This is a genomic window from Chryseobacterium sp. CFS15, assembly GCF_031118795.1.
Taxonomy (GTDB): domain Bacteria; phylum Bacteroidota; class Bacteroidia; order Flavobacteriales; family Weeksellaceae; genus Chryseobacterium; species Chryseobacterium indoltheticum.
The window spans coordinates 182,422-201,816 of sequence record NZ_JAVHYL010000008.1 but is presented as its reverse complement, the minus strand read 5'-3'; the positions used below and the strand labels follow the sequence as shown (position 1 = coordinate 201,816).

Genomic DNA, 19,395 nt, shown 5'->3' with positions numbered 1-19,395 from the left:
TTATCTTACTATTTATTATTTTCCTAGAATCTGAAACTTAAAGCCAAGCCTGTTTTCGGAGGATTAGTATTAAAATCATCATAGATTACCGCAGGAGCTAATGTTAAATCAGGATCTTTACGACCTTCATATAAATGAGCATCTACAACAGCATCTACAATATTTAAAATATAAATTAAACCTGTAATCGCAATTGCATAATCTCTCTGCCTCTTCACTCTGTCTTGCGCATTTCCTAATGCCACTTTATCAAGAGTCGGATTTCTGTCTAAGAAGTCATTTTGGGCACCATTAAGTTTTGCAATATAATATTCACGATACTTTTTATACTGATTTTGGTTCCAGACTGCGATACCTACTCCGGTTCCTACTGCTCCCAAAACAACGGGAACTTTCCAGTATTTTTTATTGTAAACCTGTCCCAAACCCGGTAATACAGCAGAATAAAGACCTGCTTTTGTGGGATTCAGCTTTTTTACTTTCAGAGATGCCGGTGCATTTGCTTTTTCTATATCATCAATTACCTGAGCTTCAGCCTGAGCCTGAGGTTTTGCAGCAGGAATTGTATCAGTCGCATAATGCTCTAATCTGATAGTATCTCTCGGATTGGTTTGTGAGAAAGCTAATCCTGATAAAAAAAGAAAAAATGTGAAAACTATTTTTTTCATTTATTTAATATGAGATAAAATATATTCCAGCTCATCTTCATTTTTAAAATCTAAAACAATTTTGCCTTTTTTGCCGGTACCTGTTGTTTTTATCTCCACTTTCACATCAAGAATATCTGAAATTGCTTTCTGAGCTCTTTTATAATTATTAGAAAGCTCAGCTTTTGCTCTTTTAGCAGCCGGAGACTTTGGATTTTTCAAAGCAGTCGCCGCTTGTTCAGACTGACGTACATTCAGTTTTTCTTTGATAATTAAATCAAATAAAACTTGCTGATGCTCTTCATTTTCAAGACTGATGATTGCTCTTCCGTGGCCGGCAGAAATTTCTCCGCTTCGGATTGCATTCTGAATGTCCGGACTCAATCTCAACAATCTCATCGAATTGGTAATCGTACTTCTATCTTTTCCTATTCTTTGGCTTAAATTTTCCTGAGTAAGGCCGATTTCTTCCAAAAGTCTGTGATAGGTAAGCGCAATTTCGATGGCATCAAGATCTTCACGCTGAATATTTTCCACAAGAGCCATTTCCAAAAGCTCCTGATCATTCACCAAACGGATATATGCCGGAATAGTGGTTAATCCTGCAATTTTACTCGCTCTGAAACGTCTTTCCCCGGAAATAATCTCAAACTTCTCACCATCTTTTCTTAACGTAATAGGCTGTATAACACCTAAGTTTGTAATCGACTGTGCAAGTTCGTTTAATGCTTTTTCATCAAAATAAGTTCTTGGCTGTGTCGGGTTCGGATAAATATCTTCAATGGAAACTTCCATGATATTTCCTACAAATTTATCTGCTCCCTCATCAGTAGCTGTATTGACCGTAGCTTTGGATTCTGCACTTAGAATTGCTCCCAAACCACGTCCCATCGCTCTTTTTTTGTCCTTCATTTTTTGTATAAATGATTATTGATTAATGATAATTGTTTAATTATTAAATACAAAAATCATTTTAATTTTTTACTAAATTTTCGTTTCTCAGCAACACTTCTTCTGCAAGCTGAATATACTGGATGGCGCCTTTACTTTCAGCATCATAATTAAGGATACTTTCACCGAAACTTGGCGCTTCACTCAATCTTACATTTCTGCTGATGATGGTTTCAAAAACCATTTCCGGAAAGTGTGCATTTACCTCTTCCACTACCTGATTTGAAAGTCTTAAACGGCTGTCATACATCGTCAACAACAATCCTTCGATATCTAAATCTTTATTGTGAATTTTCTGAACATTTTTAATCGTATTCAAAAGTTTACCAAGACCTTCCAAAGCAAAATATTCACACTGAATCGGGATAATCACAGAATCTGCAGCTGTTAATGCATTCACCGTAATCAAACCTAAACTCGGTGCGCAGTCGATGATGATATAATCGTAATCGTCTCTTACTTCCTGCAATGCTTTTTTAAGCATATACTCACGGTTATCTTTGTCTACCAATTCAATTTCGGCAGCTACCAAATCGATATGAGAAGGTACGATATCAAGATTCGGAGTCGTTGTTTTCTGAATACAGTTTCTGGTTTCAACACTGTGTTCCAAAAGATTATAGGTAGAATACGGCACTTCTTCCACACCAAGACCAGATGTTGCATTTGCCTGTGGATCTGCATCAATGATCAGTATTTTCTTTTCTAAAACTCCTAATGCTGCAGCTAAATTTACGGCAGTAGTAGTCTTTCCTACTCCACCTTTCTGATTAGCGATACCTATAATTTTTGCCATTGCTCAAACTTTAAGCCTCAAAAATACACTTTTTTCTCTGCTCTTGGGGAATGACTAAAACGAAAATAGAGTTAAAATATTGTTAACAAGCATTTTAGACATTAAAAAAATTATCCACAAAAATAAATCTTTGTGGATAACTATTGAGATTTGTGTTTAAGATATTAATTATCAAATTTCATTGAAATAGGAAACTTGAAATAACTTCTTACAGATTCTCCTTTTTTATTTTTACCCGGAATCCATTTTCCTTTTACCGCTTTAATGGTTCTGATTGCTTCAGCATTGAAAGAAGCATCTTTTCCGTTGGTTTTAATATCTGAAATAGTTCCGTCTTTTTCTACAATAAAAGTAACCGTTGTATTTACACTTCCTTCATCTTCAAAAGCTGAAACATCAAATTTGTTCATCACCTTATTTCTGAAAGCATCAATCCCTCCTTCGAATTTTGCAGTTACACTTAGTTCATTTGCATCTTTTACAGAATTATCCGGTCCTGGATCTACCGTCGGAACCACTTTTGGAGGAACAACTGTTCCCGGACCTGAGATTACACTTGTAGGCACATTAATTTTTGGAGCTGGTGGTGCTACAAAATCATTTTTCACTCCAGCAATGGCATCTTTCGGAATATCTTTTATAATATTGCTTTCGTCTGCATTTCTTGTAGGCGTAGCAACTGTAGAATTATATTGCTTTACACTTGGCGGCGGTGGTGTTACCTTTTCAGGTGGAGTCACTTTTTCAGGTGGTTTTACAACAGGTTCATCTGGAATAACCAACACAATGGGTCCTTGTGTTGTTCCAGTTGGCTCCGGCTCAATTGTTTTAAAAGCAGATATAACAGTTGGAATAATAGAAACCGCAGCCAATAAACCAACACCTATAAAAAATGCTTTGGTTAAAATTCTGTCTGATTCTGTTCTTAATACATACGCACCATACGCTTTGTTACGGTTTTCGAAAAGGATTTCATTCAGTCGAAATTCCTGATTGTGTTCTAGATGTTTCATCACTATAAAATTAAATTGTTAATATATAGATTATCAGTTTTCAATATGATTGTTAATAATCTTTGAAACAATATCAAAATTTCTGCCAAAAACTTAACAAAAACCTAACCTTATATCAAAATCGGTGTTAAACTTTAAAATTTAACTATTTTACGAATAAGGTTTTTGAGGTTGGGTGAAGGAAGCTTGATGTTGGAGGTTTTGAATTACCCTCCTTTGGAGGGGTGGCGAAAATACGGAAGAATTTTTGACGGGGTGGTTTAAGAATGTGAAAAAAACTCGCTACAACCTTATTTGGAACAGAGAACCGCTTTCTTAGCCCCGATGGGAACGGCATCCTTTTTTGTTTTTCTTGGTGAAGGAAATCAGGTTCGGGAAAAACAAAAAAGATATAGTGGACAGCGGGAAATAGCTTCTTATTTAAGTCGGAGAGTTTGAGGGTTTGAGAATGAGAGAGTTTGAGTATATAGAGATTCTTCACTGCGCTTTCGCCTCGCTCTGAATGACTGGATTTATTTATTCTTGCTCGTTTAAGATTGCTTCGTAGCTTTCGCTTCTCGCAATGACACAAAAAAAAGAGACCATCAAATTGATAGTCTCTTTTTTATTTATTTGAAAATATTCCTTAGAATAATTCTTTTCTGATAATGTTTTGGCTTCTTTCAGGGCCTACAGAAACTAAATATACGTTGATTCCTAAATATTTTTCGATAAACTCGATGTATTTTTGAGCCGTATCAGGAAGTTCGTCGTAGCTTCTTACTTTTGTCAAATCTTCGTTCCAACCCGGTAAATCTTGATAGATTGGTTCGTAGTTGTACAATTTTTCTGTTGAAGAAGTGAAATAATCGATGATCTTTCCGTCTTCAGTTTTGTAATGTGTAACGATTTTTAGGTTTTCAATTCCTGTAAGAACATCTAATTTTGTAATTACCAAGTTATTGATCCCATTAATCATACAAGCGTGCTTCAAAGAAACAAGGTCTAACCAACCTGTTCTTCTCGGTCTTCCAGTAGTTGCTCCAAATTCACCACCGATTTGTCTGATTTTCTCACCCAATTCGTTATCTAATTCAGAAGGGAAAGGTCCGTTTCCTACTCTTGTACAATATGCTTTGGCAACACCAATAAGGTTTTGAAGTGAAGTTGGTGGAACTCCCGCTCCTGTACAAACTCCTCCTGTTGACGGAGAAGATGAAGTTACGTAAGGATATGTTCCGAAGTCGATGTCTAACATCAAAGCTTGCGCTCCTTCGAACAATACATTTTTACCGTCTCTGATGGCTTCGTTTAATTCTAATTCAGTATCTACGATTCTATCTTGAAGCTGCTTTCCAATCTCTAAATATTCATTGTAGATTTCTTCAACATCTAAAGTCGGCTTATCGTAATATTTTTCGAAAAGAGAGTTTTTAACTTTTAAGTTTTTCTCAATTTTGTCTCTTAAAATCTCAGGATTCAAAAGATCTACCATTCTGATACCGATTCTTGCGATCTTATCTTCATAACATGGTCCGATTCCTTTTTTAGTAGTCCCGATTTGTGTTCCTCCGTGCTCTTCTTCACGGTAAGTATCCAAAAGAATGTGGTAAGGCATGATGACATGCGCTCTTCTGCTGATGAAAATGTGATCAGTTCTCATGTTTTTGCTTTCGATCTGATTCACCTCCTTAATGAAAGATTTAGGATTTACCACTACACCATTGGCAATGATACACTTCCCTTTGCACTGAAGAACTCCCGATGGAAGAAGGTGCAAAACAAACTTTTCATCGCCTACATAAACCGTGTGACCAGCGTTGTCGCCCCCTTGGAAACGTACCACATAATCTGATTTTGCCGATAAAACATCCGTTATTTTTCCTTTACCTTCATCTCCATACTGAAGACCTACAACTACGTAAGTTGACATATTTTACTTTTATTTTAGATTCATGCAAAATTACTTTTAAAAAATTGGGTGGGCAAATTTGAAGGGATTTTTATTTTTGGGTGGGGTGGAAAATCATTATGGTTGTATTTAGAAATCTACCTTTTAATTAGATTATATTTGAAAATAAATTCCTTAGAAACACCTTATGAAAAATCAATCACAATTACAAACTGAATTGCGAAAAGGCGAAAACTCAGGTTTTGCTAAAGACTTCAATCGTAAAATCTTCTTAAACAATCTTCACAAAAAATATTTAAAATAGAATGCAAGAAAACTCAAAAGATGAATATCTAAAAATCGCAGAAAAATACGTACTAAATAATGCTGGAGATCATGTTGAAGTCAGTTACACAGAAGATTACGATGAACTCTTCGTTTTTGGTTACCAAGCAAAAGATAAAAAGGTATGTTTAGTAGGTCAAGGTCCAATACTTCTTGTAAAAAAAGACGGAAGAATATTTGAATTTGGAAGTGCTACAGGTATAAAACAAGCCTTACTTGAGGTCATTACTAAATTGAATAAGGAAAGGCTAATAAGAATTTTCCAAAAAGATTATAATATTCAAAATAACAATTATGATTTAATAATTAATGACATTTACGAAGACGATGAATATGAAGATTATGAAGAACTTGACGAGTTTACAACTGTTTTACTAAGAAACAAAATCTATTATCTTTTACGTAATGAAAACAATGAAGTAAAAAGGCACTATTACACTAAAGAAAAACTTAAAGAAGTTTTACAAAAAACACCTGCGAATCTGGGTCACAACTTTGATAAATATTTAGAAGATGTACTTATTGATCTTATCAGTACTAATATTTATCTCAGATGGACACTTTCAGAAATTAAATAATCATTATCAAACCTAACAGGTTTTAAAAACCTGTTAGGTTTAGAGTTTACAAAGACATATTTTAATACAATTTCCCACTCATCCAATCTCTTCCAAAATACCAAAGATAATCCACACCATGAAATCACTGCAAAAATCAGGATACTTATCTGAAAACACCACCGATCAAACCCAACTCTTTTACACTTTATTCTATCCCGAAGAAATTCCTGTAAAAGCAACCTTACAAATCGTTCATGGGATGCAGGAACACAGTGGAAGATATTCAGAAATTGCAGAATATTTTGCCGACCGAGGATTTGCGGTGTTGACTTATGACCATTTAGGACACGGAAAATCGGTAAGAGAAAGGAAAGATATTGGATTTTTTCAACGTAACAATCCTGACGAGAGATTGATTACAGATGCCGAAAAGATGAGCAAATTTCTGATAGAGCAATATTCTAATGTTTCGCATTTCATTTTGGGACATTCGATGGGTTCTTTTATTACGCGGTGTCTTCTTCAAAAAACAAGCAATAAGTTTTCAGGTGTTATTATTACTGGAACTGGCGGACCTTTAACAGGAATTAATCTGGTGAAAACCTATTTTTCCTTAGCTAATAAACTGGCTGAATCCCGCCAATAGAAAAGCATTTTCTGAGGATGCACTTTGCGGAATTCCGTTCACCAACAATGCGTTTTATGCGTTATTCAGTATTTACAAAAAAGCAACAGCGAGAAATTGGGCACAAACCATTACGAAGTCCTTCCCTTTTCTTTTTGTAAGCGGGCAAAATGACCCCATCGGAGATTTTGGAAAAGGCGTGACAAAGACTGTTGGAAGTTTAAAGCTCGACGGATTTAAAAACGTAGATATGAAAATATATCCTGAAATGCGTCATGAAATACTGAATGAAGAAATCAGAGAAAACGTATTGAATGAAATCCATCAATGGATTTTAAAACTTTTAAAATAAAATAACTTCAGTAACCTCAACTACCGAAGCTATTTTAGCTTTTTAATTTTCAAACTTTTTATTTAACCACAAAAGAGTCAAAAGATTTTGATATTTCTATTTAAAGGTTTAAAAGCACACAAAAGCTTTTAAAAATCTTAGATTTTTTATTCTTTTGAGAACTTTGAATATCTAATGATAACTTTATAATTGTCTTTTGTTCCTTTTGTGGTTAAATCTAAAATTAGTTTAAATATGCTTAGTTTAAATAGACTTATTTTAAAACAATCTCTTTATCAACTCCAATCTCCTCCAAAAACACCTCATCATGCGAAATCACCAGCAAAGTCCCATGATAATCTTTAATAGAATTCGTCAAAATTTCTACATTTTGAAGGTCTAAATTATTTGTTGGTTCATCGAGAATCATCATATCGGGAGCTTTGTTGCTTATGGAAAGTCCGCACAGAAGAAGTCGCAGGCGTTCTCCGCCGCTCAGAACATCACACTTTTTGTCCCAGGTTTCCTTTCCGAATAAAAACCTTGAAAGCAATGTTTTCACTTCAGATTCCGGCATTGCATTATCATTGAACTGTTCGGCAAATTCATAAACCGTTGCATTTCTATCAATCAAAGAATATTCCTGATCAATATAAATCGTCTGAAAATCGGACTTCCAAATAGTTCCGACAGAAGGTTTTAAATCTCCCAATAAAAGCTTTATCAAAGTTGTTTTCCCCGAACCGTTCGAACCTTTGATAGAAATTCTATCACCACTTCGGATTTCAAGCTTGAGATTTTCTTTCCAAAGATTTTCTTGATCGTATTTAAAATTAATCTCTTCCACCGAAATCAAAATTTTTCCCGAATGCAAATTCGAATCATTAAAATTCACTTTCATTTGGTCAGCATTTTTCACCGACGAACGTAAATCCCGCAAATCCCCCGAAATATCATTGATTTTCTCGGCATGAACAGATTTTAATCTTGAAGAATTTTTCTCGGCATTATTTCGCAAAGTATTCATCATAATTCTTGCAACACCCGATTTTTCCTGCTTTCCTTTTCCTCGTGCATCGAGTTTTTGTTTGCGTTCCAAAGTTTCACGTTCCTTTTCTTTAGCTTTTTTCAAAGCACGTTCTTTAGAATGAATATCGTTTTGTAACGCTTCATTTTCGATTGCTTTTTGTTCTGCATAAAAATCATAATTTCCTCCATACGTTGAAATTCCCTGATTACTTAATTCAAAAATAGTATCAACTAAATTCAGCAAAGTTCGGTCATGACTCACAATCACAACCGTTGAATTGGTCTTTTCAATAAAATCATACAACAGATTTCGACCTTCCACATCGAGATGATTGGTAGGTTCGTCGAGTAAAATAATTTCAGGCTGATTGATTTGAATTCCGGCAAGAAAAACCTTTGTTTTTTGTCCGCCACTCAAGCTTTCTAAGGTTTGATTTAAATTTAAATCTTCAAGTTTCCAATATTGCAAGGCAATTTGACAGCGTTCTTCGATGTCCCAATCGTCATTTAAAGTTTCAAAATAAATTTCGTCCACTTCGCCATCGGTAATTTTTTGAAGTGCATTGAGTTTTTTATCGATTTTTAAACATTCAGCAACCGTCAAATGATTAAAATTTCCAAACATTTGCGGAACATAAAATAGATCACCCTGAATATTGACATTTCCTGCCAAAGGTTCAATTTCGTTGGCAATAATTTTCAGCAAAGTAGATTTCCCCATGCCGTTACTTCCGACCAAAGCCGATTTTGAGTGAGAAAGTATCGTTAAATTGATAGAATTAAAAAGCAGATTTCCCGCAGGAAACCCAAAGGATATATTGTGTAGAAAAAGCATAATTTCTTTCTTTTAGTAAGGTTAAACTGCAATAACATTTTCCGTTATTGTTTATTAAATCTGAAAGAAATTAAATTCTACATGTCTGATGTTTTGGGTTTTGTGTGATGCAAATATAGTATATTCTTCTTTTGTCTTAAAACAAAAGAAGCAAAAATTCAAGGTTTGGAATCCTTCGCTAAAATTAAAATTTAATCCTAAAATTCCCAAAACTCGCATGAATTTATAATTTATCATTAATTTCCAAAATTGCAACACGCTCAAACAGTGGGAAGTTTTTAACAGATTAATTAAATTTTCTTAACGCTCATGCTTCCTATACCATTTCAAATAGTGATTCCTTAGTCTCAAACCTCAACTCCACTCATCACCTGACGGAAAAGTCCTTTGATGTGGTCGATTTCAGATTGATACATGGTTTTTTTTCGGCAGCCGAAATAAAGTGTATTTTCTAATTTTTTATCGCCTTCCCAAATCAGTTGTATTTCACCGCTTTCAATTTCATTTTTACATAAAAAATCAGGAACGACAGCTAATCCGGTTCCTCCTTTCAGACAACGGATAATCGAATTTAAGTTTGGAACAATATAATTGGGTCTGAAATTAGGTTTATGCCCAAAATTCATCAGCCAAAACTGAAAAAGATGTTCCATATCGCCCGTTGTACCGTACCATTTTTCATTTTTCAGCCAGCTTTCAATTTTTTGAAAATCTTCGGTTTTTAAAACTTCACCAAAACTTTCTGTATCAATATCTTTTCCTCCTACCAAAATAATTTGTTCAGAAGAAAATGCTTCATGCAAAATATTGGGTGACGTTCCTTTTTTGGGAGTGATAATTAAGTCTAAAATTCCTTTATCGAGCTGGTCGAGCATTTCAGGATACTCACCAAAACTGATAATTAAATTAAAATCCAGCGTCGAAACATATTGTTCTAAAGTAGTTTGAAAAGTCTCAAAACACATTCCGACACTGATGGTTGGCGTATGTTTTTCAGTAGATTTCTGAAAGTTTTTTTCAACTTCTTCGAGCTTGGTCAGAGGTTCTGAGACGGCATTAAATAAAACCTTTCCTCTCTCGGTCGGAATCATTTTTCTTCCTGTTCTGTCAAATAATTTGTACCCAACATACGCTTCAAGCGAACCTAAATGCAAACTTACTCCGGGTTGCGAAATAAAGAGAGAATCTGCAGCTCCGGTTAATGTTCCGGTTTTATAGATTGCTTTAAAAGTGCGGTACCATTCAAGATTTACCATAATTTTTTGTTTTTCAATTACGAATTGCTTTGGAGTCAATCTTCAATTTTAAATCTGATAAATTCACCAACGGAGCAAATTGACTATTCACTATTCACTTCACGGTTCATCAGAATTATAATACAAAGGTATGATTTATATTATTTTAATTATACAAAATCCCAACATAACTTTGCAGAGTAAAATTTAAACAATCATACAAAATGAAAAAAGTATTAATCATCAACGGTGGACAAAACTTCGGACATTCAGGAGGAAAATATAATCAGACAATTGCAGACAACACATTGGAAGTTTTAAAAAGATTTGAAAATGTAGAAGTGAAAATCACCAACGTAAGTGACAATTTCAACAAAAATGACGAAGTAGAAAAATTTGTTTGGGCAGATTATATTATTTACCACACTCCGATTTGGTGGTTTCAGTTGCCGAATGGTTTGAAAAAATATATTGATGAAGTTTTCACAGCCGGTCACGCAAAAGGAATTTACATGAGCGACGGAAGAACTTCTGAAAATCCGAAAATCAACTACGGAACAGGCGGAATGTTGGGTGGGAGAAAATATATGGTGACCACAAGCTGGAATGCACCTGAAACAGCCTTCACACTTCCAGGAGAATTTTTCAACGAAACAAGTGTAGACAATGGACCATTATTTGGTTTTCACAGAATGAATGCATTCGTTTCTTTAGAAAAAATGGAGAGTTTCCACTTCCATGATGTCGAAAAAAATGCAAATATCGAGCGCGATATGAGATTATACAGAGAACACCTTACAAACGTTTTTGAAAAAGAATTAAAACCACAATTAGTCTAATGAAAATCTATCTTACTGCAATAATAAAAGCAAAAGAAGAGCACAGAACTGAAGTTTTGGAAACTCTTCAAAATATGGTAATAGAAACCAGAAAAGAAGAAGCCAACGAATTGTACACACTTCATCAAGGAATTGAAGATAAAAATCATTTTGTTTTCTACGAAATCTGGAAAAGCGAAGAAGGATTGAAACAGCATAACGAACAGCCTTACATTAAAGCTTTTGGAAATTTGGTTGATGAAAAGCTGCAGGAAAAACCTCAAATTTATTTAACTGAAATTATTTAAACATTAAACCATTAAAAAAATTTAAGATGTTAAGATTAATTAAGGAAAATCAACAGATTTTTTTTAAAAGCAAACGCTTAAAGCGTAGCTACATCTTAATATTCTAAACTTCTTAAATAAACCTTAATGGTTAAAAAATCATTAAATATGAAAAAATTAGCATTATTAATTCTTGCATTATTTACAGTAGGATTTGTACAATCACAAACCAAAAAATCTAAAAAAATCAAAAAGAAAATTCTATTTGTCGTGACCAGTCATGATAAAAAAGGTGACACAGGCGAAGAAACCGGATATTATCTGGGTGAAGTTTCGCATCCTTGGGAAGTTCTTCACAAAGCCGGTTACGAAATTGATTTTGTAAGCCCGAAAGGCGGAACTCCTCCTGTTGATGGATTTGATTTAAAAGATCCTGTCAACAAAGAGTTTTGGGAAAGTAAAGACAAAAGTAAAATTGACCAATCTTTACAGCCTTCACAAGTAAATCCAAATGATTATTCTACCATTTTTTATGCAGGCGGTCACGGTGCAATGTGGGATTTTGCAGACAATACAGAATTATCAAAAATTGCTTCAAAAATTTATGAAAACGGAGGAATTGTAGCCGCAGTTTGTCACGGTCCGGCTGGTTTGGTGAATATTAAACTCGATAACGGAAAGTATTTGGTGGATGGTAAAAAAATCAACGCTTTTACGAATGAAGAGGAAGCTGAAGTAAAATTAACAAACATAGTTCCTTTCCTTTTGGAAGATAAGTTGAAGGAAAGAGGTGCGAAATTTGAAAAATCAGGGCTTTGGGAAAATCATGTTGTAAGCGATCAAAGAGTGATTACAGGACAAAATCCTCAGTCTGCGAAAAGTGCAGGTGAAGCTATTTTAAAGGAATTAAAAAAATAATACATAGTTATTTAACCATCCTTTTTGTCATTCCGCAGGAATCTAAACTCTCAGAATTAAATTGATTTTGCTGAGATTCCTACGGAATGACAAACGAAATAGAAAATTTTTGTGGTTAAATAAATTTAAAAATTAGAACAAAAATGCAATACAGAAAATTAGGAAACACAGGTTTAGAACTTTCAGTGATTACTCACGGAGCGTTTGCGATCGGTGGAAATATGTGGGGTGGAAATGAAAAACAAGATTCTATTAACTCAATTCATGCTTCCCTAGACCATGGTGTAACTTCCATTGATACTGCACCTTTTTATGGTTTCGGATTGAGTGAAGAAATGATTGGTGAAGCTATCAAAGGAAAAGACCGTTCGAAAATTCAGTTGTTGACAAAATTCGGATTGGTTTGGGACGGAAGCAATAATGGAAAAGGTGAATTTTTCTTTGATGCAAATGATGACGGCAAAATACTTCCCGTGTACAAATTCGCTTCAAAAGAAAACGTTATTAAGGAAGTTGAGGAAAGTTTAAAAAGATTAGGAACAGATTACATCGATCTTTTACAATTGCACTGGCCAGATTCTACAACGCCAATTAGTGAAACCATGGAAGCGATGGAACTGTTGATTCAACAAGGAAAAATCCGTGCAGCTGGTGTGAGCAATTATTCTGTTGAACAAATGGAAGAAGCCAATAAAAGACTGAAATTAGCAAGCAATCAGGTTTCTTACAGCATGTTGAACCGTGCGATTGAAAATGATTTGGTTCCTTATTCTTTAGAAAATAATTCAGGAATAATTGTCTACAGTCCAATGGAAAGAGGTCTTCTGACAGGAAAATATTTCAAAGAAGATCAATTAAAAGAAAACGATCACAGAAACGGCTATTTTTCACAGTTCGACTTACATAAAGTGAAATCTTTCTTAGAAAAAATAGAACCTATCGCACAAGACAAAGAAGCTACTCTTTCTCAATTAGTTTTGCGTTGGACAACTTTACAACCAGCAATTACAGTGGTTTTAGCCGGAGCAAGAAATGCACAGCAAGCAATTGAAAATGCAAAAGCAATGTCTCTCGATTTATCACAAGAAGAATTGAATTTTATTAATTCTGAACTAAAAGAAATTTAATTTCCAAGCAAATATATTGTTGATTTGGTGTGAAAATTCCATTCTAAAAATTTAAATATAATTGATTATGAAGGTATTAAAAACTATTATATTGCTATTTACAGTTTTAATTACGAATACTTTTTCAGCACAACAAAAAGACAATTGTCGTTACATCAAAACGCCGACAGGTTATCTGATGGTATTGCGACAAGGTGATGATGTAATTTCCAATATTGAAAATCTGGCGAAAACAGAAAATATTCCGTCTGCAAGTTTTACGGGAATTGGCTTTGCATCAGAAGTAACTTTTGGATTTTATGATTTTAATGCTAAAAAATTTAATCCAAAAACATTCAGTAAAGTGGAAATGGGAAGTTTGACGGGTTCAATCGCATGGAACGAAAAAGGTCCGTCAATTCACGTTCACGGCGTGGCGACTGATGATCAATTCAATGCTTTTGGCGGACACATTTTGTCTCTGCATGTCGGAACAGGTTCTATGGAAGTGTATGTGACTTTGAATAATGAAAAATTAGATCGAAAAATCGAACAGCCTTTAAATGCAAATGTTCTGCAGCTCAATTGCAAACAGTAAAATTAATTCCTTAAAAGGAAAACCGCTTCTCAATAATTGAGAAGCGATTTTTATTAGTTATTTTAAATAAATCTAAATTTACTTTGCAATCGGCAAATGGGTAGAAATTGCAATTCTGTTCCATGAATTGATCGTAACAATTGCCATAATAATTTGAGCAATCTGGCTTTCATCAAACAATTGTTTAGCCTTATAATACGTTTCTTCAGTCAGACCTTTTTGGCTGATCAAAGTAATTTCTTCCGTCATTGCCAAAAGCACTTGTTCCTCTTCAGTGTAAAGCTCCAACGCTTCTCTCCATGCGTTTAGAAGATAAATTCTTTGAGGAGTTTCACCATATTTCATTGCGTCTTTTGTATGCATATCCAGACAGAAAGCACATCCGTTGATTTGTGACGCTCTGATTTTGATTAATTCTTTCTGAATATGGTTTAAAGAAATGGTTTGAAGATAACCTTCCAATCCCATCATTGCTTTGTAAGCGGCAGCATCTGCAGTTGCCATGTTGATTCTTGTACTCATAACGTTTATGATTTTTTAGTTAATGTATCTATTGAAAAATAAAATTCTTTTTGTGTTGCCAATAAAAAAGCCGCTGCGCTTCCTATCCAAACCGAATAATCCAAAGGTGCTTTTATTCCTAAAGCAATGGCCATCGATAAAGCGAAAACAAGCAATAAAAACCCGGTTCCGTAAGCTGCTATTTTTGTTTTGAAACCTAAAATCAACATCAATGGAAAAAGTATTTCTAAAAATGTAGCGGCATAAGCAGAAAATTTGCTTAACATTTCGGGTAGAAAAAATGTCAATTGTCGGGTATACTTTTCAAAGTTTCCCCAGTTTCCCCAAGCTGAGTTATCACCCCACAAACCGAATCTGTCTGCCACTGCAGAAAGCATTGTTACGGAAATTATTACTCTTAAAAATAACTGTGGAAATATGGAATCTTTGCCTGTCATTGCATTTGTTTTTATGAACAGGACAAAGTTGCGAATTAGGAATTGTAAAAATCTTAAACTGGTTTAAGAACGTAATTTTGCTCTGATTTCACTTAAATATTCCGGGGTAAAACCTAAAAAAGAAGCCAGTAAATATTGCGGAATTCTTTGGATAAACCAAGGATACAGAGTGCTGAAATGCACATAGTATTCCTCTTTCGTCATCTCATAAATATAGCGTATTCTTTTTTCTGCAGCTGCGTAAGCGGTTTGGTAAACCATTCTGAAATAACGTTCCATCACCGGATGTTTTTGCAGCAACAGTTCCTGAGAATGGAAATCAATCGCCAAAATTGTAGAATTTTCAACAGACTGAATATTAAAATCTGTTTTCACTTGTTTTTCAAAAGCAAAAGTATCAGAAATCCACCAGTTTTCGATGGCAAATTCTGTGGTTTGCTCCACGCCTTTTTCATTCACGAAAAATTTTCTCAGACAGCCTTTTAAAACAAAATATTTGAATTTGCAAATGTCACCTTCAAGCATCAAATTCTCTTTCTTCTTCAGTTCCAAAATCTGAAAGAAAGAAAATATCGAAATAAATTCTTCATCACTGATTGCAATAAATTTATCTAAATGTGCTTTGAAAGTTTCCATTTTTGAAATTATGTAACCAAACTTAACTTTATTTTTTTAGTTTTACAATAACAAACAAAAAATCATGGAAATCGTTGCCAAAATCTTAATCGCAGTTGTCGCATTAGAACACCTTTACATTCTTTGGATGGAAATGTTTGCATGGGAAACCAAAGGAAAAGAAGTTTTTAAAGCCGCTTTACCAGCTGAAATGTTTAAACCCACAAAAGGATTGGCCGCCAATCAGGGATTGTACAATGGTTTTTTAGCCGCAGGATTGATCTGGTCTTTTTTTATTGAAGATGAAAAATGGCAAACCAATATTGCATTATTTTTCTTGAGCTGTGTCGCGATTGCAGGAATTTACGGTGCCATTTCAGCAACGATGAAGATTTTTTTCGTTCAGGCTTTGCCGGCAATTTTGGCGATTGTTGCTGTTTTATTAAAATAAATTATTTCAAAAAATATTATTATTTATTTTAATTAGAATTCTTTCCAAGCGAAAAACACAACAAAAACAACTAATTATAAACCAACACATTACCTATTTAAATTTCGTTTAAATATAAAATCCGTAAATTTGCACCGTCATAAGAAATTGATGTACAGCTTTTTTTATGCTTTTAGCATGATTATAAATTAAAGTTGTTCTGGCAAATATCTTTAATTATCATGATGATAATTATTCTTTGATTCAATTTAAAAAAGATTGATTTCTTTTTTTTACGTAATACATTCTTTGTCAAAATAAAACCTTTTGAAACAGTTAACATAATCACAAAGTGGATATGTTTTTGTATATATTTTGTGATTCAATGTGATTATAAAAATTTATACTAAACATTTTGCTTGTATGTACATTCATTAAAGCAGCATTGTTTCAATTTCTTATTTCAAATACATTAACAAACTCTGAATATGGATACAATTGATACTAATCGAAAAGTAAAACTTAAAGTTGAAGATCTCACGATCATTTTCGGAAAAAATAAAGAAAAGGCGCTAGAACTTCTGGATAAAGGTTTTTCTAAAAAAGAGATTCTTGAAAAAACAGGCTGTACGGTTGGAATCAACAAAGCCAGCTTCGAAATATACGAAGGAGAATTCTTTGTCATTATGGGTCTATCAGGAAGCGGAAAATCAACTTTACTGCGTTGTCTGAACAGACTGAATGAACCGACTGCAGGAAAAGTATATATCAATAACGATAATATTACCGATAAAAATAATAAAGACCTTCTGGAAGTGAGAAGAACGGAAATGAGTATGGTGTTTCAGAAATTCGGATTACTACCTCATCATACTGTTTTAAGCAATGCCGCTTTCGGACTTGAAATACGGGGAGAAAGCAAAGCTGTCCGTGAAGAAAAAGCGCAAAAAGCATTAGACATTGTAGGTTTAAATGGTTTCGAAAATCAATTGCCTTCACAGCTTTCAGGAGGTATGCAGCAAAGAGTCGGCTTAGCCAGAGCTTTAGCAAACGATCCCGAAGTTTTGTTGATGGATGAGGCTTTCTCAGCACTCGATCCGTTGATAAAATCTGAAATGCAGGATCAGCTGCTCGAGTTACAGGAAACTTTACAGAAAACAATCGTCTTTATTACTCACGATTTGGATGAAGCCATTAAAATCGGAGACCGAATTGTCATTATGAAAGACGGTGTCATCGAACAAATAGGAACTGCAGAAGACATTTTAACCAATCCGGCGAGCGATTATGTGAAAGCTTTTGTAGAAAAAGTTGACCGTAAAACGATTATTACAGCGAAATCTTTAATGTTTGATAAGCCAACTGTTGTTCGCTTCAGAAAAGACGGTCCGGAAGGTGCTCTTAGAAAAATGAGAACGACAGGTCTGGAAAATTTACCAGTTGTAGATTTTCAAAATAAATTCCTGGGTTTTGTGACGCTTAGTGATATTGTTCAAATCGCAAAGAAAAAAGAACCAACTGTTGAATCTGTGATTAATAGTAATGTCCCGTCGGTATATCAGGAAGCCACCGTCGAAGAAATGCTGCCTTTGATCTCGGGAAGCAAATCAGCAATTGCTGTGGTTGATGAAACCAATAAATTTTTAGGTCTGGTCACTCAATTGTCACTCATCATCGAGGCTACCAAGTTTAATGAAGAAGAGATTATAGAATTAAAAGAAATCGCAAACAACCAATAAGATGAATAAAACTATAGATATTGGCCAATATGTAGAAACCGCTATCAATTGGCTTACAGATAACGCAAAACCTGTATTTGATGTCATAAAAAATGTCGGCAACTCTTCGATTTTAGGTATTGAATGGGCCTTAGTAAATACTCCTTTTTACATTATCATTCTACTTTTCACGTTATTAGCTTTATGGAAAGCAGGAAAAGGAACCGCAATTATGACGGCAGCCGGACTTACTTTAATATTTTTAATGGGATTCTGGAAAGAAACTATGGAAACATTGGCACTTATTTTTGTGGCAACACTTACCGCATTAATCCTGTCTGTCCCACTCGGAATATGGGCTGCTAAAAATCAATTTGCGGCCAAAATTATTCGTCCATTACTCGATTTAATGCAAACAATGCCTGCTTTTGTTTACTTAATTCCTGCTGTATTATTTTTCAGTATCGGTAAAGTTCCCGGCGCATTTGCAACGATTATTTTTGCCATGCCACCTGCAGTACGGTTAACGACTTTGGGAATTGAGTCAGTTCCTAAAGATATTGTAGAAGCAGCCCGAGCTTTCGGAGCAACCAATCGACAGATCTTATTTAAAGTAGAACTTCCTTTGGCCACGAACACAATTTTAGCAGGAATCAATCAAACTATTTTATTATCATTATCAATGGTTGTAATCGCCGGAATGATTGCGGCAGGTGGTTTGGGTGAAAAAGTTTTGGAAGGAATTAATAACCTGGATATCGGTTTAGGATTTGAAAGTGGTTTATCAGTTGTGATCTTAGCCATTATTCTCGACCGGATTACTCAAGGATTTGTAAAGAAAAAAACAGTAAAATGAAAAGAATAAATTATTTATTATTAATTACTTCTGTTATTATTTTTGGAATATTTAATTCTTGTAAAAACTTAAAAAATTCCAAATACATCAACATCGGAATGGTCGATGGCTGGGCAGAAGATGTTGCAATGACACACGTTGTAAAAGCTATTTTGGATGAAAAGGGATATCATGTTGTGATTCAAAAAGCTTCCACAGATATGATTCTCGCTTCTATGAATAACGAAGACACAGACCTCTTTCTGGGAGTTTGGCTACCTTACACTCACGCAAATAAAATAGCTAAATTTCCGGAGCTGATCAACATTGGAACAAATTACGACAACGGAAAAATTGGTTTGGTAGTTCCAGATTATGTACCTATAAATTCTATTGAAGAATTGCCGAAATATGAGGAGAAATTCAAAAACAGAATCATCGGCATCGAAAAAGGAGCAGGATTAACCTCTGCAACAGACCGAGCTATCGTTGATTATAAATTAAATTATCGACAGATCAATTCTTCTACAATCGCCATGATTACCGAGCTTCAGAATGCAATAAAACGTAAAGAATGGATTGCAGCAGCAGCATGGCAACCTCACTGGATGTTTGGTAAAATGAAACTTAAATTTTTAGAAGACCCGAAAAAAACGTTTGGAGAAGCAGAAAAAATCAAAACCTACAGCAGAAAAAGCTTTGGAGAAGACCATCCTGAACTGATAAAATTCTTTTCTAAGATGTACTTTGATGACCAAACCATGACCGATCTTTTGACTAAAATGGAAATCAGCAAAGACAAAGAAGCCACCGCTAGGCAATGGGTGAAAGCTCATCCTACGCTTGTGAATTCATGGCTGGATAAAAATTGATT

General features: G+C 34.5%; 22 protein-coding genes. 12 read left to right on the top strand and 10 right to left on the bottom strand.

The window, feature by feature from the left end; translation table 11 throughout:
- Window positions 1-23 precede the first annotated feature (23 nt).
- The 5 genes from OH814_RS14180 to OH814_RS14160 all read right to left on the bottom strand — a co-directional run bounded on the left by OH814_RS14180 (window position 24) and on the right by OH814_RS14160 (window position 5,319).
- On the bottom strand, window positions 24-668 hold the full coding sequence (locus OH814_RS14180; RefSeq protein ID WP_308828593.1) for a DUF5683 domain-containing protein: 645 nt from the start codon (window positions 666-668) through the stop codon (window positions 24-26).
- Entirely contained in the window at window positions 669-1,559 is an 891-nt protein-coding gene (locus tag OH814_RS14175) for a ParB/RepB/Spo0J family partition protein (protein ID WP_076561124.1), read from the bottom strand.
- 61 nt (window positions 1,560-1,620) lie between these two features.
- The gene (locus OH814_RS14170) at window positions 1,621-2,394 is read right to left on the bottom strand and encodes a ParA family protein (RefSeq protein ID WP_076561123.1); all 774 of its coding nucleotides are present in this window, start codon (window positions 2,392-2,394) and stop codon (window positions 1,621-1,623) included.
- A gap of 164 nt (window positions 2,395-2,558) precedes the next feature.
- Window positions 2,559-3,407, bottom strand: a complete 849-nt coding sequence (locus OH814_RS14165) for an energy transducer TonB (protein WP_308828592.1) — start codon at window positions 3,405-3,407, stop codon at window positions 2,559-2,561.
- A 625-nt stretch (window positions 3,408-4,032) separates the two neighbouring features.
- Complete coding sequence (locus OH814_RS14160; RefSeq protein ID WP_076561120.1) at window positions 4,033-5,319, bottom strand: adenylosuccinate synthase; 1,287 nt, start codon at window positions 5,317-5,319, stop codon at window positions 4,033-4,035.
- A gap of 284 nt (window positions 5,320-5,603) precedes the next feature.
- Between OH814_RS14160 and OH814_RS14155 the strand changes: the two genes are divergently transcribed.
- The 3 genes from OH814_RS14155 (at window position 5,604) to OH814_RS14145 (ending at window position 7,159) form a co-directional block, all read left to right on the top strand.
- Window positions 5,604-6,200, top strand: coding sequence for a hypothetical protein (locus OH814_RS14155; RefSeq protein WP_308828591.1), 597 nt, complete (start codon window positions 5,604-5,606; stop codon window positions 6,198-6,200).
- A gap of 118 nt (window positions 6,201-6,318) precedes the next feature.
- Window positions 6,319-6,828, top strand: coding sequence for an alpha/beta fold hydrolase (locus OH814_RS14150; RefSeq protein WP_308828590.1), 510 nt, complete (start codon window positions 6,319-6,321; stop codon window positions 6,826-6,828).
- A complete protein-coding gene (locus tag OH814_RS14145) occupies window positions 6,803-7,159 on the top strand; it encodes a serine aminopeptidase domain-containing protein (protein ID WP_308828607.1) in 357 nt (118 codons plus the stop codon). Before OH814_RS14150 ends, OH814_RS14145 begins: the two co-directional genes overlap by 26 nt.
- A 253-nt stretch (window positions 7,160-7,412) precedes the next feature.
- Here the strand turns inward: OH814_RS14145 and abc-f are convergent, their stop codons facing one another.
- Complete coding sequence (gene abc-f / locus OH814_RS14140; RefSeq protein WP_308828589.1) at window positions 7,413-9,002, bottom strand: ribosomal protection-like ABC-F family protein; 1,590 nt, start codon at window positions 9,000-9,002, stop codon at window positions 7,413-7,415.
- Window positions 9,003-9,349: 347 nt separating this feature from the next.
- Complete coding sequence (locus tag OH814_RS14135; RefSeq protein ID WP_308828588.1) at window positions 9,350-10,258, bottom strand: LysR family transcriptional regulator; 909 nt, start codon at window positions 10,256-10,258, stop codon at window positions 9,350-9,352.
- Between the two features lie 203 nt (window positions 10,259-10,461).
- Here OH814_RS14135 and OH814_RS14130 point away from each other — a divergent pair, with 203 nt between their 5' ends.
- The 5 genes from OH814_RS14130 (at window position 10,462) to OH814_RS14110 (ending at window position 13,964) form a co-directional block, all read left to right on the top strand.
- A complete protein-coding gene (locus OH814_RS14130) occupies window positions 10,462-11,076 on the top strand; it encodes an NAD(P)H-dependent oxidoreductase (RefSeq protein ID WP_308828587.1) in 615 nt (204 codons plus the stop codon).
- Complete coding sequence (locus OH814_RS14125) at window positions 11,076-11,363, top strand: putative quinol monooxygenase (protein WP_308828586.1); 288 nt, start codon at window positions 11,076-11,078, stop codon at window positions 11,361-11,363. The genes OH814_RS14130 and OH814_RS14125 overlap by 1 nt, the downstream gene beginning before the upstream one ends.
- A 147-nt stretch (window positions 11,364-11,510) precedes the next feature.
- Complete coding sequence (locus tag OH814_RS14120) at window positions 11,511-12,260, top strand: type 1 glutamine amidotransferase domain-containing protein (RefSeq protein ID WP_308828585.1); 750 nt, start codon at window positions 11,511-11,513, stop codon at window positions 12,258-12,260.
- 143 nt (window positions 12,261-12,403) lie between these two features.
- Complete coding sequence (locus tag OH814_RS14115; RefSeq protein WP_308828584.1) at window positions 12,404-13,387, top strand: aldo/keto reductase; 984 nt, start codon at window positions 12,404-12,406, stop codon at window positions 13,385-13,387.
- Window positions 13,388-13,454: 67 nt separating this feature from the next.
- Entirely contained in the window at window positions 13,455-13,964 is a 510-nt protein-coding gene (locus tag OH814_RS14110; protein ID WP_308828583.1) for a DNA-binding protein, read from the top strand.
- Between the two features lie 78 nt (window positions 13,965-14,042).
- On the opposite strand, the gene OH814_RS14105 is transcribed toward OH814_RS14110, so the two are convergent.
- The 3 genes from OH814_RS14105 to OH814_RS14095 all read right to left on the bottom strand — a co-directional run bounded on the left by OH814_RS14105 (window position 14,043) and on the right by OH814_RS14095 (window position 15,559).
- Window positions 14,043-14,486 (bottom strand): carboxymuconolactone decarboxylase family protein, encoded by a 444-nt coding sequence (locus tag OH814_RS14105; protein WP_308828582.1) that lies wholly within the window; start codon window positions 14,484-14,486, stop codon window positions 14,043-14,045.
- 5 nt (window positions 14,487-14,491) lie between these two features.
- Window positions 14,492-14,923 carry a DoxX family protein gene (locus OH814_RS14100; protein ID WP_308828581.1) on the bottom strand — a complete coding sequence of 144 codons (432 nt, stop codon included), beginning with the start codon at window positions 14,921-14,923 and terminating at the stop codon, window positions 14,492-14,494.
- Between the two features lie 63 nt (window positions 14,924-14,986).
- The gene (locus OH814_RS14095; RefSeq protein WP_308828580.1) at window positions 14,987-15,559 is read right to left on the bottom strand and encodes a Crp/Fnr family transcriptional regulator; all 573 of its coding nucleotides are present in this window, start codon (window positions 15,557-15,559) and stop codon (window positions 14,987-14,989) included.
- A gap of 64 nt (window positions 15,560-15,623) precedes the next feature.
- Here OH814_RS14095 and OH814_RS14090 point away from each other — a divergent pair, with 64 nt between their 5' ends.
- The 4 genes from OH814_RS14090 to OH814_RS14075 all read left to right on the top strand — a co-directional run bounded on the left by OH814_RS14090 (window position 15,624) and on the right by OH814_RS14075 (window position 19,393).
- Window positions 15,624-15,989 carry a DUF1304 domain-containing protein gene (locus OH814_RS14090; protein ID WP_308828579.1) on the top strand — a complete coding sequence of 122 codons (366 nt, stop codon included), beginning with the start codon at window positions 15,624-15,626 and terminating at the stop codon, window positions 15,987-15,989.
- 467 nt (window positions 15,990-16,456) lie between these two features.
- On the top strand, window positions 16,457-17,707 hold the full coding sequence (locus tag OH814_RS14085) for a glycine betaine/L-proline ABC transporter ATP-binding protein (RefSeq protein ID WP_308828578.1): 1,251 nt from the start codon (window positions 16,457-16,459) through the stop codon (window positions 17,705-17,707).
- A gap of 1 nt (window position 17,708) precedes the next feature.
- Complete coding sequence (locus OH814_RS14080) at window positions 17,709-18,542, top strand: proline/glycine betaine ABC transporter permease (RefSeq protein ID WP_123887012.1); 834 nt, start codon at window positions 17,709-17,711, stop codon at window positions 18,540-18,542.
- Complete coding sequence (locus OH814_RS14075) at window positions 18,539-19,393, top strand: glycine betaine ABC transporter substrate-binding protein (protein WP_308828577.1); 855 nt, start codon at window positions 18,539-18,541, stop codon at window positions 19,391-19,393. The genes OH814_RS14080 and OH814_RS14075 overlap by 4 nt, the downstream gene beginning before the upstream one ends.
- The last annotated feature ends 2 nt before the right edge of the window (window positions 19,394-19,395 follow it).